The organism is Endozoicomonas sp. ALB032 (assembly GCF_049310125.1).
Classification (GTDB): domain Bacteria; phylum Pseudomonadota; class Gammaproteobacteria; order Pseudomonadales; family Endozoicomonadaceae; genus Endozoicomonas_A.
In genome coordinates this window covers 832,314-850,736 of the sequence record NZ_JBLYNW010000001.1, presented here as the reverse complement: position 1 = coordinate 850,736, position 18,423 = coordinate 832,314, and the positions used below count along the sequence as shown (strand labels likewise).

The 18,423-nt window shown below is 49.0% G+C and carries 4 protein-coding genes; all 4 read right to left on the bottom strand.

What is annotated here, in order from left to right; genetic code table 11:
• Positions 1-174: 174 nt before the first annotated feature.
• A complete protein-coding gene (locus ACO6VG_RS02210; RefSeq protein ID WP_422413307.1) occupies positions 175-1,503 on the bottom strand; it encodes an MFS transporter in 1,329 nt (442 codons plus the stop codon).
• A 19-nt stretch (positions 1,504-1,522) separates the two neighbouring features.
• Positions 1,523-9,484, bottom strand: coding sequence for an AAA family ATPase (locus ACO6VG_RS02205; protein ID WP_422472501.1), 7,962 nt, complete (start codon positions 9,482-9,484; stop codon positions 1,523-1,525).
• 120 nt (positions 9,485-9,604) lie between these two features.
• The gene (locus tag ACO6VG_RS02200; protein ID WP_422472499.1) at positions 9,605-17,017 is read right to left on the bottom strand and encodes an AAA family ATPase; all 7,413 of its coding nucleotides are present in this window, start codon (positions 17,015-17,017) and stop codon (positions 9,605-9,607) included.
• A 324-nt stretch (positions 17,018-17,341) separates the two neighbouring features.
• Positions 17,342-18,325: a transposase gene (locus tag ACO6VG_RS02195; protein WP_422472497.1), complete on the bottom strand. Its 984-nt coding sequence runs from the start codon at positions 18,323-18,325 to the stop codon at positions 17,342-17,344.
• Positions 18,326-18,423: the final 98 nt, after the last annotated feature.

Genomic DNA, 18,423 nt, shown 5'->3' with positions numbered 1-18,423 from the left:
TGCAATTCATTGTAAAAAAGAATTTGCATAATTCCAGAAAACATAACAAAAAAAATCCAGCGGACTGCCAATGGTTATGCACAGGATCAATAATGAATGTGCGAGCATTATGCAGCCCCCCGCTACAACATAGTTGTCGTTTCATGTCACGATACGGCAGTACCGACAATGAACTCAATCACTGGCGACTTTCTTAACGAAGCGAGCGACAAAACGTTCTATAAATTCCGGCACTTTTCTGAAAATAAGGGCACAGATCAGCAGGTTGAGTACACCAAGTGTCAGGAAAAACTGTTCAATGGACAGCTCCAGGAACCCCAGGAATACCATGCCAGACAAGGCACTGACCACCATATAGAGTGCATTCTGAACATTCAGGGCAGCAATCGTCTGTGCACGACGGTTCGCAGGTGTTCTCTGCTGAACCATGGCATACAGAGGAACGATAAACAGGCCGCTGAAAAAACCAATCATGCCCAGATCCAGCAAAACTCTCAGATTCTCACTGTTTTCCATAAAGGCATCAATGGTCAGTAAGTTTGTCGTTGTGGCAGGAGTGACAGCGAAATACAAATCAATTCCGAACAGGCTCAGACCCAGGGCACCAATGGGTACAATACCCGGCTCAATATGACCTTTGGAAAGTCGTCCACAGAACAGCGAACCGGCAGCGACGCCAATGATGAATATCGCCAGCATGACACTGACGACTTGTGGACTGCCTTTCAGGGTCTCGCTGGCCAGGTTGGGAAGCTGTGTCAAATAAGCAGCCCCCAGAGCCCAGAACCAGGAAATGGCAATAATGGATTTGTGAACGCTGTCGTTTGATCGGGTTTTCCGGATTATAGTCAGGGTCTGCTGAAAGAGGTTCCAGTTGATTTTCAGGTCGGGATCAGCCGCTGCAGCCCCGGGTATAAATAGAGACGCCAAATAACCCAGAACGGCAAACAGAACGACAGAAACGGCCACCCAGGCAGTAGCATCAGTCTGTTCAATCAAAATACCTGCACCCAGCGTACCCGACAGTATGGCAACAAAAGTACCCATTTCTACCAGAGCATTGCCGCCAATCAGTTCATTTTCATTCAGGTGCTGGGGAATAATGGCGTATTTAACCGGCCCGAAAAAAGCGCTTTGAACCCCCATCAGGAACAGCAGAACCAACAGGATCAGGTAGTTCTGGGTAATGATAAAGCCGGAAGCGACCGCCATGGTGACAATTTCCAGCAGTTTGACCCGGCGGATAATCATCGACTTTTCATATTTGTCACAGATCTGCCCGGCAGCACTGGAAAAAAGAAAGAAAGGAAGAATAAACAGGCCAGCAGCCAGGTTGATGTATAGATCTGAGTTAAGTGGCAGGTTTTCTGCTGCAGCGAATGCCGCCATCAGTAACAGGCAGTTTTTATAGAGGTTGTCGTTAAAAGCACCCAGAAACTGGGTCAGGAAAAAAGGTAGAAAGCGTCTTTTATCCAGCAGTGCCAGCTGACTCTGTTGCCTCATGTTAAAGCCTCGTTATTTTTTATGACAGGCTCAATGAGTCATAAATTGAGCTCAAATTCACGCTTTTCAAAAACTCATCGGCAATTATCGTCATCTTATCAGATCTGAGTACCAGAGCGTTATTGGCGTTGAGAACCTGCCTTAAGTAGGAGTCCTCAATAGAAGAGTTTGCGGAAGAGCCTTGAACCCTGGACATCATGGCACAGAGCTCTTCTGGTGAAGATGGGGCATGAGAGCCACAGTGGTAATCATTCTTGGGCATGATGGCAGCATCGTCCCAACAATACGTCAGGCAGCCGCCTTTCGAGTGTGTCAATTCATACAGGTAATGGCTGAAGGCCTGCTGAATCGCTTGCCTGCATTTGTCTTTTAAGATGTCAGGAAGATTTTTCTCTTCATCCGACAGCTCTAATGACTTCAGGCTAGCTTGGTAACTTCTGCGAATGGATTCGTGCGTTCTTTTGATAGCAAGCATTCTTCTCCTATATTCTTCTTTTTGAGCTTGATTTTGTTGTTGATCCATGGATGTTTCAAGCTCTTCAATCCTATTTCGCTCAGAGTTGGTGTAATCTTCAAGCGCTGCCGCAGTTTCCTTATATTGATTGATTCTTTCCAATTTTGCCTTCAAGTCCGGATTGTTCTTAACTTTTTGTTGGAACAGAGCCTTGACCTTTTCTTTAATCACTGTGTCGCACCAGAAAGATCCCCCTATGATAATCACCGGACGGTGATTCTTCTTGCCTGAGACTGATTGTGGAAACGCGGGACGGTGTGCCAGCATTCGTTCTATATTGGGAATGCCCTCAGGTTGGTCTGTCCAGGCGTTCTGTATAGATGAGCTGATAATGCTATCTTCCAGGTATCGTGAAAACCCGTCATGACAATGAGTGATGAAAAAGCCATAACCTTCCCTCTCCCGGAAGTGCTCATAAGCCAACCGCCATACCTGACTATTTTTTTCTCTGGACCATAATTTCCTATACCACTTTTTCAGGCAATGGGTAGCTTCGACCTTCAGTTCATCGAACTTTGCCAGCTCCCTCAATAGATCATAATAATAACTGGCCTGTTCAGTATGGCCCCCATTGGTCGGCACTGGGTCCAGCCAACCTGATTTCAGGGCTTCATGGGCAAAGTGAATAACCGCAGGGTCGGTCAAGATCCTGCGTTTCAGAATCTCCACTATTGATTTAAACCATTCGTAAGGGTCTGCACCGCCCTGAACAATCATTTTTGAGTACAATAACTTGAGTTGTTCAGTGACCTGATCTCCATCATTATTGAGCAATATTTCTCTGACTGTCGCCGTCATCGGGGACTCAATCCGGGCTAAAAAATAGAACTCTTCGATCAATTTCTTCTCTGCATCGCCCAATGCTTCTTGCTCCAGTAACATTGAGACACCCATGGAAAAACTGGTTAGATCTTTTTGTTTCCAAAGTTTCAAGACCATTTCGGCGGTGCCTGGATTGGTTTCCGGCAATTCACAGTCTGCCTCATCGGCGTTGTCCAGTTCTTCGAGGCTCTCAGCATAGGCACTTTGATGTTTTGCTATAACAGCATCTTTCAAAAGACCTATAAAATTCGCTAACGCAGCGCTGACAGCACTTTTCATTCTGGTGGGCGTGCCAGAAGCATTTGCCATTCTGGTGGAAGTGCCGGAAGCATTTGCCATTCTGGTGGAAGTGCCGGAAGCATTTGCCATTCTGGTGGAAGTGTCGGAAGCATTTGCCATTCTGGTGGAAGTGCCGGAAGCATTTGCCATTCTGGTGGAAGTGCCGGAATCATTTGCCATTCTGGTGGAAGTGCCGGAAGCATTTGCCATTCTGGTGGGCGTGCCGGAAGCATTTGCCATTCTGGTGGAAGTGCCGGAAGCATTTGCCATTCTGGTGGGCGTGCCGGAAGCATTTTCCTTTCTGGTGCCTGTACCGGAAGGATTACCCTTTCTGGCGGGCGTGCTGGGAGCATTTGCCTTCCTGACAGGCTGGAATTCAGGTTTGATTTCCTTTTCCTCTACAGGTTGCCCGCCAAAAGACTCAGACTCCCAGGTTCGACCTCCATCCACTGAATACTCACCAAAGCCGTGGTTGAGGCTATTTGTTTGCCGACATGGAATCCCGAAATAACGGCAAAAAGCAATAAAAACAGGCACTCGATGACGACAGGAGCCTTGCCGCTGCGTGACGAGGAAGTGAAAGAGATTTTTTTTGCGTTTCGGTTTAGCTTTACCGGAAAACTGTCGGCAATAGTCCGAGATCGCCTTAACTCGTTGTGTTGTGGTTTCTGCGTTTTTTATTGCCCGCAAAATCTGCTGTATTTCCGGCGGGTGATCGGCAATGGTCTTGAACAGTTCGTTCAGTACGGTTTTCATACCTTCTGAGCAGTGGGCATCAAAACGTGCTGATGGATCTGATCCTTCGGATTGGGCTTCATTAGCCAATGTTTTTTTGCCCGGTTTTCTGGATTCCACGACATAGTCGAACTGAATACTCTGATTGGCTCCGGCGCCGGGAATAAACACTGTGTGAAGCCCGGTATACCGATCCCTGATCAGTTTATATGGCAAATTGGGTTCCATACGCAGTGCCACAATATAGTCGTCAGGTGTCAGGCTGGGCAATACATATTGGCCTCTTTGTGGTGGTGTTTTATAGCTTGCCAGTGTTTGATCACTGGTTAATGTCACTGTCTGGTCATGCCCGGGTAACGGGGCTGGTGTGAGGATTTCGACTCCCTTAATGTGTTGATCATTAATATCGATACATTCGATATCACCCTTAGCAGTCACACGAATATTTATCACCTCGTAGCGATACATACTGGGAGGAGGGTTCTCAGTATTGAAGATTTTATGCTCTTCCACTGTTGGCTTCTTTAGTCTCTCAAAGTCCGTTTCCCGACCCAATGCCCGATTCACCGTCGTTTTGTTACCATCATTCGCAGCCAGGCCGCAAAAGTCCGTTTCTTCAGCCAATGCCTTAACCTGCGTCTCTTCGTTAATAGAATCGTTCAACATTTGGTTCGGCAGGTCACTCATCTGATGCCAGAATGCAGGCCAAAATTGAATGTCACGGGCATTCCATGTCTCTATCAGCTTATCAGCCTCCCGAAGATAAGGCTGGCAGGCCGGTGTTTTCAGGGTTTGTTCCTCTTCTTTCGTCATGGAGAATACATCATCGGCCTTCACGCCGGTGCGGCCAAACTCATCATTAAACCAGCGTTGCTGCCAGTGTCGGTAAAGTGCCCGGGTGAGAATATCGCCGGACTGATACGGCTTCAGGGAGAGACCAGATGCCTGCCATTTAGCCTGAGCCACCCTCCTGATGATTTCCGCTTTGACTTCCTCTTCATTCGGACGCGCCTTAATACGAATTTCGTGGTTTTTTTCATCAATACTGTCGAGGTTACTTTTTCGTATCAACCACGGCCGATCAATGTTGGGTACGCTTTGGATGAACCATTCGCAAAGTCCGGAATCAAACTTACTTTTACCCATGGCGAGAGCGGGTGGTTCTGGCAGTGTCTCCAGCGACAGTTCGGCTGCCATCAGATAAAGCCGGTAGTGCTTATCGAGGCATTGAAGCAGTGCTTTTTCGGTAAAATCGCCCCCTTTGTCAACCGCTCTGGCGACATTCTGTAAATCAAGGCTGGTCGGCTGCAACGGCAGGTTTCCCTGTTGCAGGCAGGCCCTTAATCGACAGTGTTGCTCAGTCAGCTTTTTAGCTGCGGTTTTCCCTTCTGGAGTCAGTGGCAACACTTTCTCGGCAATGGTCTGCAATTCGGTCTGATTGTACTGTCGGATCGGCAAATGTCGAAAACGCCCTTTCAGAGCCGGTGATAAGGGTTTTCGTCCGCTGTACTCGGGTGGGTTGATGGTGGCAAACAAATGGAAACCCGGATGGGCATCACCGGCCAGAATATCATTTAACTCACCTTCCAGATGCTGGCTGTCGATCAGATTCATTTCCGAAATAACTACGATGCCGCCCTTTACTTTTGCTTTCTGGATCACTTCACACAGTTGCTCCCAGGAACAATCACAGGCATTCAGGGGAAAGACCTCTGGCATGGTTTTTCCCCGTTCTTCAGCTTGCTGTTTAACACTTTTGATCAGCAGGTTCAGCGTGGCATCCTTACCCCGTCCAGCCGGGCCTTCAATCAGCGTTGCCTGACGGCCGCCGTGTTTTCTGTCGTGATGATAAGCCTGCTGACAGCGGCTTAAATCCTGTCCCAGATGTTGCACCAGATCAATGACTGCCGATCCGGAGGTATCAAACTCAGGTCGGAATTCTTTGGTGAATGCTTCGAAGTCCCGCTGAATATCCGGCAAGGTGTGGTTATGAACTCTGTCGCGCAGGGTGTGGTCCGGTTGGTAGCGGGCAGCAAACCAGATTTCCAGTGCCGAAAGGGCATCCTGTTGAGTCTCGCTGATTTCGGGACCCAGTAGATCCCGGAAACTTTGCTGGATCAAACTGTTCACCTGCTCACAGCTGGCACTGTCGCCTTCGGACAACGCTCGATCCAGATACCAACCCACCCAGCTGCAGATATCGGTTAAATCCCTGGGGGTAAACTCATGGTCGGGCAACAGCTCCTGATAATATTGCCACAGTGCCATCACACTTTTGCTGGCCCTGTGTGCAATGTCGTTTATTTTGTGGCGCTGTAAATGATTGAGCAAAGCCGGTTCTACTACTCTGTCCCGAAGGAAAGCCTGATCCAGACGCGGGTAGTAAGCCTTGGGCAGTTTCTCTTTCAGGGTCGGGTCCATTTGGCGCCCGGAGTAATGATCGGGGTTGCCGGTGAGAATTACCCGGTGTTTTTCGCTGACTTTGACAGGATGACCATTCACGTAGATGCAGGGTTCCGGTTCCCATAAGCCGTTCAGTGACGCCAGCAATCCGGCTTCGGCCAAGTTAGCCTCATCCAGCACCAGGGTAATGTATTCTCCGTCTTTGTCGGATTTGGTATTGGCCCATTCCATCAATGCCCGGTTTTGTTCCGCCATAGAGCGGTCGCCATCGCCGTGTTGTTGCCACTGCCAGCGTTTCATCAGGGTCTGTTCGCTGTCGGAAGGTCCAAGGGAAATGACTGAAGCTTGTCCCGAAGCCTTGGCCAATTTGGCAGAAAAGTAACTTTTCCCTGTGCCGGTTTCCCCCTGCAGGAATATAACGGGAGAGTCTGTCATCCGGTCATGGAGCCGGGATAAACGACGGCTTTCACGATCTTCCTGACTCATCTCGCCATAATAAAGATCCCTGGCCAGTGCAGACAGGGGCTCATCAGCGGAACCCTGCCATTTCAGTAATTCAGAGAGTCGATGTTTTATACGTTCAATGCCTTCTGCCTCCGCATTCGCTGTTTTGGATATGTGAAAACAATCGGTGGCCAGCGCGTGAATGGTATTGGATCGGGTCTGCCCCGATAGCAGAAGTAACTGCCAGCCAGAAGCCAGTGCATCTTGCAAACGTTTAATCTGTCTGGTTGGCTTGATGGCCAGGGATTGCCAGGGCTTTGTTGCCGCCGGATCGACTGCCAGCTGATAGGCTATAGCATCCCGTTGTTTTTCAGGCGCATGGGCCAGGATCATGGCACAGAGCCTGTCCATAACGTCTTTTTCACCTTGCTCTGGAAATGGACTTTTATAGGACAGTTGTAATTGGATACCTTTAAAGACTGCCGGGTCAAAGGCTCGGGCCAGTGGCCACAGGTTCTGTTCCACAAACACTCTATTCAATGGCAGGGCACTGTTGATGATGGCGTTTAACCGATCCGGGTCTACCGAGGCGGCTTGATCCTGGTCCGGCGTCTTATCCGGTAACAGGTGCCAACAGGCTACTTTCATAAAATCCCGCACTGAAGGATGCTGTCGGGTGCCATGGGTGATGACGCTATTGATGGCCTTGCGCCAGTGGCAAGACAGGAGCTGTTTGGAGTGGTTAACCTGCTGTGCCCGGCGGGCAGCCAGTATCAGGTTATTCAACAACTCTTCGGTTATTTCAGGCAGAGGGTTACAAAGGTGGGCAGGTACGCTTTCAAACGCTTCGTAAAGTTTAGCAATTGCCTGTTCTGGCAGCTCAGTCTGCGGGATTTGATGCTTGCGAGCATTAATATGCCAGAGATCGACCTCAGGACAGGGTTTACCCATGGCGACCATCAAATTGACTACTGAAGACGGACTCTTCGCAGACTCAGGCCAAAGCAGGGTGACATGTGCTTGTGGGTACGCCTGTAATTGGCCATTCACTAACAGAGGTTGCCCTATAATCAGGGGTTCCAGAACCTGCGCAAGTGTTGGACTAGTCTCCATTCCCAGGAATACAACCGGCTTGCCAGAGGTTAATGCCTTCTGCAACTGACTCTGACGTTGTCCAAAATACGCCTTTTGTTCGGAAGTAATATGAATGTTATCAAATAGCTGGCTGAAGCTGGTCTGTTCATTGACTTGAATGACCAGAGGCACTTCCTGCTGACTATTTATCCAGTGACTGGTCTGGGCATGATGCTGATACGTCAGGGTACTAAAAGCGCGTTGATCTTTGATTTTTTGCTGCAGCTGACAGCTGCTGGACGAAGAGTGCTTATCGTTTTCTGCCAATCCCAGGGCTTCTGGCTGCCGTTTTGAATCAGCCACCTGAAGCCGGGGCTTCAGGCCTGTTGTTTCGAGAATAGTTTGCAGTGAGCCCAGCAAACGGAACCAATCTGCCTCAGTGAGGGCAGACGTTACGGTGACTGCACCACCTGCCTGAATTTGTTCCAACAGACGGATGTTAGGGACTGCGTAGCCTTCCGGGGCAATGGCAATCGGGCTCAGCCAGTCCCTGATATTACTCTGGTTAATAATGATCGGTTTTTCTGATGTGCACTCGCTATCGTCACCCTCTTTGACAGAAGAGTGGGACAGACTTTGGAACAGTGAATGAAGCTCGTTATCCCCTACCGGCATCTGATAAAACTGAACATCGTCGGGTAACGGACAGATCTTCCCATTGCTCTCAAAGCACTGTTGCGCCAGCATCTGACGAATGCTCTGTTCAAAGGCCAGATCTTTCCAGTCAGCCCCCTTCAGAATCACCCGTTGCCCGGTCTTCAATGACTCAAGCCTGCCGGGGATGTGCCGGATTCGCCCCTGTTTATCCACGCCAGGGCCGCCGAGCAGCAACGGTCGCCAGTGACTGTGCAGGTGGCAGTCAATAAGAACGGTATTGTCGTCATCCGTGGTACTTTCAGCAGAGGGGAGTTCAGCCAATAGCGAAGGAAGCTCGTCGATCTCTATCGATGAGTCATAGTCGGTCTGTGCTTCGAACTGCCAGGTATTGCCCGGTCGATTAATTCGCCGCCAGAAATCAGCACCGGGTGCGTCTTCACGCCGACCAACCAATGCCAACTGTTCAGGGTCTGCCAACACCAGCAGAGCAACGTGTTCGCCCAGAGGGCGTTTCTTCTGGCTGACATTATCGAACAGACAGGGGTTATCCGGGTCCAGTAGATCGTTAAGTTTAGGCAGTTCCTCACTGGTGAGCTTTCGGATATCGATCACCAGGGTCAATGGCTGTGAACTTTCAAAGAGCTTGCCCGGACTCAGAGTGTGACGGCCCTCTTCGGAAATGCTCAACCGGCTCACCAAGTTGGCCTGTGAGAGGTCGTCGGGGTGAGAAATAACCGTAACATCCTGATGTTCATCGCAGGTTCTGGCAACCAAAAGCTGTCGAACCTCGTCATCACTGTCGACAAAACGAAAATCGAAGGAATGAGTCGCCTTTTGGAGCGAGGAATCCGCAGAGATGGTTCTCACTTTGTCAGGCAAAGTCTCCGAAGAGGACGATCTCTTTAGTCTGGACCTTACTTCAGAGCAGATTTCTACATCCTGCTTTTCCTTTGACGATACATCCAGCTTTGCCATCTTGGCTGCCATGCCATCATCAAGCAGGCCAGGATCAGAAACGCGTTTTTTGGTACTTCCAGCAATCTGGCCATCCATAGTCAATCTCCCTCTCAACTGTCATTTGAAGTTATTGAAATTGTTTAGTGGTTAGACCTTAAGGTGTGATTAAAGTTCCATTTTAACGATCTCGAAAAACTGATCATGACCAAACGGTTATCAGGTATCCAGTGACTCAGAGAGTGAATTCAAATTCACGCTGTTCAAAAACTCTTCGGCAATGGCTGTCAGCTCAGCGGATTTGAGTATCAGAGCGTTATTGGCGTTGAGTGCCTGCCGCAGGTAGGCATCCTTAACAGAATTCTGAAACGTTAAAGAGCTATGAAAACTACACATCATGACTAACAGCTCTGCTGGTGAAGACGGATCATGAGCGCCATAGTAACGTTGATCCTCGCAGTCCCCGAAGAGAGCATCTCCCCAACAATAGGTTAAACAACCACCTTTCGAGTGTGTTACTGAATACAGGTATTGAATGAAAGCCTGCTCAATCATGGGCTTGGATTTAGTTTTTATATCATCCAGAAGCTTTTGGTCATCCCACGACACCCCGTGGGGATTTAGTTTGATTTCTTCCAATAACGGTTTCAGGTAAGGGCTGTTATTGATTATTCGTTGATACAGGGTATCAGCCTTTTCATTAAACACCGTATTGCCCCAGCGAGGTTGCCCCATGATAATCACCGGACGGTGGTTCGCCTTGCCTGAGGTTAGCTTCACAAACGCAGGATGATGCACCAGCATTCGTTCTATATTCGGAATGCCCTCAGGTTCGTCTGTCCAGGCGTTCTGTAGAGATGAGCTGACAATTTTATCTTCCAGAAATGCTGAAAAACCTTCATAACAATGAGTGATGGACAAGAAGGCATTACCATTTTTTTCCTGGTAGCGTTGATAAGCCATCCGCCACTTCTGGCTATTTTTTTTCAACGAAAATAACTGCTTATACAACTTTTTCAGGCAATGGGTGGCGCCGACCTGCAATTCATCGATACCTTCCAGACGCACCAAAAGGTCGTGGTGTATATTGGCTCCCATAATCTTGCTATCGTAGTCCGGCACAGGATCCAGCCAACCCCATGCCATGGCTTTACGGGTCAATTGAAGAATCGAAGGCCTGGTCAGGTCACTTTCATGAAGTAGATGAACCATTGTAGTCAGCCAATTGTAAGGGGGGAGGCCGACCTGAAGAATAATTTTTGAATGGAGTGACTTGAGTTGTTCACTGACCTGATCTTCATCACTGTTGGACAATATTTGATGGATTGCCTCCGATATGGGTTTAAATTTCAAATTGAAATGATCCAACTCTTCTCTCCCCAGTGACTCGATCACTGAGGCAGCCATGGAAAAAGCGGATAAACTTTTTTCCTTAAAAAGGTTATTTAATAATTCGGGAATACCTGGATTGCTTTCTGGCAATGCACTGTCTGTCTCAAGGTTTTTTTTCAGTTCCTCAAGGCTTATTCCAGAGGCTGCAGCCAACGTTTGCTGTTGTGCTAAATCAGCTCCTTTCAGGAGATTCTTAATCTTCTTTGATGCAGTGCTGGCACTACGGACCTTCCTGATGAGCTGGAATTGAGGAGTGATTGCTTTTGGCCGTATTGGCGCTCCGCCTAAATCCACTGATTCCCAGGTTTGGCGTTCATCCACCGAGTACTCGGCAAAGCAGTGGATACGGTTATTAATTTGCCGACATGGAATCCCGAAATAACGACAAAAAGCAATAAAAACAGGCACACGATGACGGCAGCTACCTTGCCGGTGTGTTACGAGGAATGCAAAGAAATTTTTAGCACTCTCTGGTTGAGACGCACCGGAAAACTGTCGGCAATACTCAGTGATTGCCTCAATGCGTTGCCTGGTGTCTCCAGCATTTTCTATTGACCGCAAAGGCTCCTGTATTTCGATTGGTTGTTGTTCAATGCTCTTAAACAGTTTCTCCAGTACAGTAATCATACCTTCTGAACAGTGGGTGTCTAACCATGTTGATTGTTCTGGCCGGGCTTCTTTTCTACCCGGTTCTCTGGGTTCTACGATATAAGCAAATTGAATACTCTGTTCAGCATTAATCCCGGAAACAGACATCCCGGAAACAAACAGTGTGTGTAGCCCGTTATATCGGTCTCTGATCAGGGTATATGGCAAATCGGATTCTATACGAAGGGCCACGATATGGTCGTTGGGCGTCAGGCTGGGCAATGCAAACTGGCCATTCTTTGATGACAGGGTAAAGGTCGCCAGCGTTTGCTTGCTGGTTAATGTCACTTCCTTGTCAGGCCCCGGTAACCGCGCAGGTATGAGGGTTTCGACCCCCAGAATGTGTATACCATCAAGACTGATCTGTTTGATATTACCCTCAGCAGTTACGTAGGTATCCACTGCCCGCCAGCGATACATCGCAGCAGAATGGCAGCGCGAATTAAAAACCTCATAAACGTCAACTTTTGGTTTCTCCAGACATTCATAGTTTGTTATCTGGTCCAGTGTCTTAGCCTCTTTCTCGAGGACTTCTGGATTGTATTTTTCAGAATTGTCCATCCAATGGTTTGGCAGATCACTTATCTGATGCCAGAACGCAGGCCACCATTGAACTTCATCGGCTTTCCATGCCGTTATCTGCTTATCAGTCTCGCGCAGATAAGGCTGGCAAGCCGGCATTTTCAGGGTTTGTTCCTCTTCTTTCGTCAGGGGAAATATAAGATTAGCTTTCACGCCCGTCCGGCCAAACTCACGATCAAACCAGCTTTGCTGCCAGTGTCGGTACAGTGCCCGGGTGAGAATATCGTCCGACTTGTCTGGCTCCAGGGAAAAACCGGATGCCAGCCATTTTGCCTGAGCCACCATCCCGATAATTTCTGTTTTGGCTTCGGCTTCATTCAGATTGGCCTCAATACTTATTTCATGGCGCTCTTCATCAATGCTTTTGTGATCAGAGTTTCGTATCAACCACGGGCGGTTAATTCCCTTTACTGTCTGGTTGAACCAATTGCAAAGTTCAGAAGCAGGCTCTCCTTTACCTGTGGTCAGAGCCGATGGCTCTGGCAGTTTCTCCAGCGACAGGTCTGCTGCCATCAGGTAAAGCCGGTAGTGCTCATTGAGGCATTGATGAACGGCTTTTTCGCTAAAATCGCCTCCTCTGGTGATAGCCCTGGCAACATTCTGTAAATCAAGGCTGGTCGGTTGCAATGGCAGTTTTTTGAGTTGCAGGTGAGCCCTTAAACGACAATGTTTTTCTGTTAGAATCTTGGCGGCGAATGTCCCTTGTGAGGACTCTGGCAACACTTTTTCGGCAATGGTCTGTAATTCGGTCGCGTTGTACTGCCGGATGGGCAAATGTCGAAAACGCCCTTTCAGTGCCGGTGATAAGGGTTTTCGCCCGCTGTACTCAGGCGGGTTGATGGTGGCAAACAGGTGGAAACCCGGATGGGCTTCACCGGCCAGAATATCGTTCAATTCACCTTCCAGATGCTGGCTGTCGATCAGATTCATTTCTGAAATCACCACTATGCCGCCTTCCAGCTTTGCCTTCTGGATCACTTCACACACTTTGTCCCAGGAACAATCACAGGCATTCAGGTAAAAGACTTCCGGCATGGATTCTTGCCGTTTTTCAGCCTGCTGTCTGACACTTTCAATCACCAGGTTCAGCGTGGCATCCTTGCCCCGTCCGGCCGGACCTTCAATCAGTGTCGCCTGACGACCGCCGTGTTTTATTTTGAGATGATAAGCCTGCTGACAGCGATTTAAATCCTGCCCAAGCCGTTGTGCCAGTTCACGGACTGCCGATCCCGAGGTATCAAAGTCTGGTCGGATTTCTCTGGTGACTGCACTGAAGGTTTGCTGAATATCTGACAGGGTCTTGTTATGAACTCTGTCGCTCAGGGTGTTCTCCGGTTCGTAACGGGTAGCAAACCAGGTTTCCAGTGCCGACAGGGCCTCCTGATGAGTTTCGGTGATTTCCGGCCCCAGTACATCCCGAAAACTGTGTTGAATCAAACTGTTTATTTGCTTACAGGTCACACTGCCGCAAGCGGGCAGGGCACGATCCAGATACCAACCCACCCAACTGCAGATATCGGTTAAATCCCTGGGAGTAAACTCATGCTCGGGCAGCAGTTCCTGATAATATTGCCAGAGTGTCATCACAGCTTTGGTGGCACTGTGTGCAATGTCGTTTATTTGCTGCTCCAGCAGATGCCGTTGTAAATGCTTGGCCAGAGCCGGTTCCACCACCCTGTCCCGAAGGAATGCCTGATCCAGGCGGGGGTAGTAAACTCTGGGCAGTTTCTCTTTCAGGGCCGGGTCCATTTGGCGCCCGGTGTAATGACCCCCGTTACCGGTGAGAATCACCCGGTGTTTCGGGCCGACCTTGACAGGATGACCATTCACATAAACGCAGGGTTTCGGTTCCCATAAGCCATTCAATGAAGCCAGCAATCCGGTCTGGGCCAGGTTGGCTTCATCCAGAACCAGAGTTATGTACTCTCCTCCAATACAGCCTCTGTCTTTGTCGGATTCGGTCTTGGCCCATTCCATCAGCACCCGGTTTTGCTGCACCATAGAGCGGTCGCCATCGGCGTGTTCTTGCCACTGCCAACGTTTCATCAGGGTCTGTTCGCTGTCGGAAGGTCCAAGAGAAATGACTGAAGCTTGTCCTGAAGCTCTTGCCATTTTGGCAGAAAAGTAACTTTTCCCGGTGCCGGTTTCTCCCTGCAGGAATATAACGGGAGAGTCCGCGAGCCGTTCGTGGAGTCGGGATAATCGGCGACTTTCACGATCCTTCTGACTTATCAAACCGTGATAAAGATCCCGGGCCAGTGCTGACAAGGGCGAACTGATAGAACCCTGCCATTGCAGTGATTCAGCCAATCGGTGTTCTATGCGTTCAATGCCTTCTGCCTCAGAATTCGCTGTTCTGGCTCTATAAAAACAATCAGTGGCCAGAGCGTGAATGACCTCGGATCGGGTCTGCCCGGATGGCAAAAGTAACTGCCAGCCAGAAGCCAGTGCATCCTGCAAACGTTTAATCTGTCTTGATGGCCTGATGGCTGATAGTGAGTAAGGCTCTGTTGATTCCAGATCGACTTGCAACTGATAGGCTATGGCATCTCGTCGTTTTTCAGGTGCATGGGCCGTGATCATGGCACAGAGCCTGTTCAGAAATTCTTCTGCACCAAACTCCGGGAATGGACTTTCATAGGACAACTCTAATTCTTCATTAAATAATCCCACGTCAAAAGCTCTGGCCAGTTGCCAGAGGTTCTGTATTACAAAGCCTCTATCCACCCACAAGGCACTGTTGATGATGGCAGTTAAGCGATCCGGATCTACCGAGGCGGCTTGATCCTTATCCGGCTTGTTATGGGCATCCGGCGTCTTATCCGGCAACAAGAGCAAACAAGCCACTTTCATAAAATCCCGCACTGGTGGACACTGCCGGGTGCCGTGGGTGATGACGCTATTGATAGCCTTGCGCCAGTGGCAGGGGCGGAGTTGTGGCGAATGGTCAACCTGTTGTGCCTGCCGGGCAGCCAGTATCAGGTTATTCAACAACCCTTCGGTTATTTCAGGCAAGGGTTTACAAAGGTCGGCAGGTACGGTTTCAAATGCTTCATAAAGTGTGTGAAGCGCTTGTTCTGGCAGCTTGGCCCGGGGGATACCATGCCTGAGGACATTGATATCCCAGACACCAACCTCAGGACACGGGTTGCCCGTTTCAACCATCGAATTAACTATTGAAGATCGACTTCTCGCAGACCTGGGCCAGAGTATTGTGATATGAGCTTGTGGGTACGCCTGCAATTGGCCATTCACTAACAGAGGTTCGCCAACAAACAGAGGCTCCAGAAGCTGCTGAAGCGTTGGATTAGTCTCCAGTCCCAGGAATACAACCGGCTTGCCAGCGGTCAATGCCTTCTGCAACGCACTCTGACTGCGTTCAAAATGTGCCTTTTGTTCCGAGGTGATATGGATATTATCAAAGAGTTGGCTAAAGCCGGTCTGTTCACTGACCCGAATCACCAGAGGTGCTTCCTGCTGATTATTTAGCCAATAACTTGCCTCGACATGTTGCTGATAAGTGACAGTATCAAAGGCTGCGTGATCTCTGACTTTTTTCTGTAGCTGAAGGCTCTTGAACAGAGATTGCTCATGGTTTTCTGCCAATCCCAGGGCTTTCGGCTGCCGTCTTGAATAAGCCACCAGCAGTTGCGGGTTCAGGCCTGTCGTCTCGCGAATAGTCTGCAATGAACCCAGCAAACGAAACCAATGTGCCTCAGTGAGGGGAGACGTTACGGTGACTGCCCCCCCCGCCCTAACCTGCTTCAACAGGCAGGTGTTAGGGACTGCATAGCCTTCCGGGGCAATAGCAATAGGGCTCAGCCATTGCGAGATATTACAGCGGTTAATGATGATCGGGTTTGCGTGTGCCTGCTTTTTATCAAGTTCTTTGTTACTTTCTTTGTCAGAAGAGTGAGACAGACTTTGGAACAGTGAATAAAGCTCGTCATTCCTCACTGGCATCCGGTAAAACTTAACATCATCGGGTAACGGGCAAATCTTCCCATTGCTCTCAAAGGACTGTTGCGCCAGCATCTGCCGAATCGTCTGTTCAAAGGTCAGGTCCTTCCAATTGGCCCCTTTCAGAATCACCCGCTGTCCGGCCCTCAGAGATTCAAGCCTGCCGGCGATGTGCCGGATTCGCCCCTGTTGATCCACACCGGGGCCGCCCAGAAGTAACTGTCGCCAGTGACTGTGCAAGTGGCAGTCAATAAGAACCGTATTCTTGTCATCCATGGCGCTTTCAGAGCAGGGCAGTTCAGTCAATACCGGGGAAACTTTGTCAATTTTCATCGATGGATCATTGCCGGTCTTTGTGTCGAACTGCCAGGTATTTTCGGGTCGATTAATTCGCCGCCAGAAATCAGCGCCCGGAGCATTGGTCCCCAAGGCGTCATCACGCTGGCCAACCAATGCCAGCTGTCTGTGATCTGCCACGACCAGCAGAGCAACATGTTCTCCCAGAGGGCGCTTTTTCTGGCTGACTTTGTCGTAAAGACAGGGGTTAGCCGGGTCCAGTAGATCGTTAAATTTTGGCAGATCCTCGCTGGTGAGCTTTCGGATATCGATCACCAGAGTGAGTGGCTGGGAACCTTCAAACAGCTTGCCTGAACCCAGAACCTGGCGGCCATCGTCGAAAATGCTCAACCGGCTCACCAGATTAGCCTGTGAAAGGTCATCGGGATGGGAAATAAGGGTGACATCCCGATGTTCATCGCAGGTTTGGGTAACTAAAAGTCGTCGAACCTCATCATCACTGGCGACAAAACGGAAATCGAAGGCATGGGAAGCCTTTTGCAGCGAGGAATCCGTCAAGGATACGGTTCTCGCTTTCTCTGGCTTCATCATTTGAGTTGACGATATATTGAGTTGCTCGTTGAGACCAGAGCAGATGGCTATTATCTTTGAAGATGAATCAACCAGCTTTTTTGTTTTCTTGGCTGGCACGCTAATTTCGCTAATTTTTAGAGCATTGGCATCAATTTTTCTATCAATAGGATAACCATCCATAGTCAAACTCCCTCCTGTCAAATTAAGGACTGCATCGAAATTGTTATATCATTCGACCTTCAGACAGGATGAGAGTTCAAAAAAAAATAAGACACCCATAGAAAAAAAAAAATAAGACACCCATTAAATAAATAAGACATTTAAAAACTGTATTCCAAAAAAGGATCTAAAAACCTATCTTCGAATAGCCTATCAGCGAGCCATACAGAAGCATCCCAAGAACAGAGGCTGCTCAGGCCACGATTCAGACAACACAAACCTATTCCGACTTAAAGTCGAAGAGAGATGAAGAGAAAGTGTTTAATTTCTTAACTGACTTCTACGCTAACCTGTCAGGTACAAACGACTACAGACATTTAAACCTCGAAGCCACTTCTGTCCGGCTTCAAATGCATAAGCCTTCATCGCCTCCAGACGGCCAACTGCCCGATAAAAACGATTATTCCATTGCATGGTTTTCAGCCACTCATCCGGATCAATTTCCAGTCTTTCAAGAATACGAGGGATATGCGACGGGATGGAACCTTTCTTATCTGTTCTGACAATGCGACCACTCCAGTCAACCAGTTCCAGATAGTCGTGAAGAAGGTAGGGAAGGGCAACGTCCGTATTCTGGCCCTGCGAACAAAAAGGTTTCAGGGTCAGCGGCTGCTTTTTAGTCTCAGAATGTGTAACCTGCTCCACGCGTTCCTGAATCGACGTGTAGTCTGATTCTTCCGGTGTTTCCACCTTTCCAGCCCGAATCGGATTCAAGTCAACATAGGTCATGCAGGTCAGTAAGGCTGCTTCGTCCAGCAATGCCTGGCTTTTAAAGCGACCTTCCCAGAAGCGTCCTTTACACTCGTCTTCTTTATTAGCCTCACGAGCAAGATGTTCATTCAGGCAGCGCATAAACCAGCTGATATCCACTAAACGACGCCGGTATTCCTCAGCATATTCATCAATACGGGCCAATTCAGCGCTGCCCAGTTTGTCAGCGGCCAGATGCCTTTGCACCAGAAGTGGACCTCTGAACAAGGTCGTCCAACGATGAAGCACCTCATTCCGTGACCAGCCTCTGGCAGATGACTGATTGATGTGCAAAACCACATGATAATGATTCGACATGACAGCGTAAGCGCAAACTTCGATAGCAAAGACTGAAACCAGTTCCTGAAGTTTATCCACCACCCATTGGCGGCGATGCTCGTAGTTCTTGCCAGTCAGGTGGTTCTCTCCACAGAGGTAAGCCTGACGAACACATCTTGCCATGCAGTGGTAATAAGGCGTTGAGCCGGGGTCAATCAGAGTATTGCGGGCCTGAGCCATGAACTCACCTGTCTGGGTAAAAAATCAGTGATGGGTGAAAAAGTAGACCAGGTTGATGGTAAAAAAAATTTATGGGTGTCTTTTTTTCTTATGGGTGT

What these genes read in the sequence shown, in the direction of transcription:
- ACO6VG_RS02210 (WP_422413307.1), bottom strand. Translation starts at nt 1,503, where the DNA reads ATGAGGCAACAGAGTCAGCTGGCACTGCTGGATAAAAGACGCTTTCTA.
- ACO6VG_RS02205 (WP_422472501.1), bottom strand. Translation starts at nt 9,484, where the DNA reads ATGGATGGCCAGATTGCTGGAAGTACCAAAAAACGCGTTTCTGATCCT.
- ACO6VG_RS02200 (WP_422472499.1), bottom strand. Translation starts at nt 17,017, where the DNA reads ATGGATGGTTATCCTATTGATAGAAAAATTGATGCCAATGCTCTAAAA.
- ACO6VG_RS02195 (WP_422472497.1), bottom strand. Translation starts at nt 18,325, where the DNA reads ATGGCTCAGGCCCGCAATACTCTGATTGACCCCGGCTCAACGCCTTAT.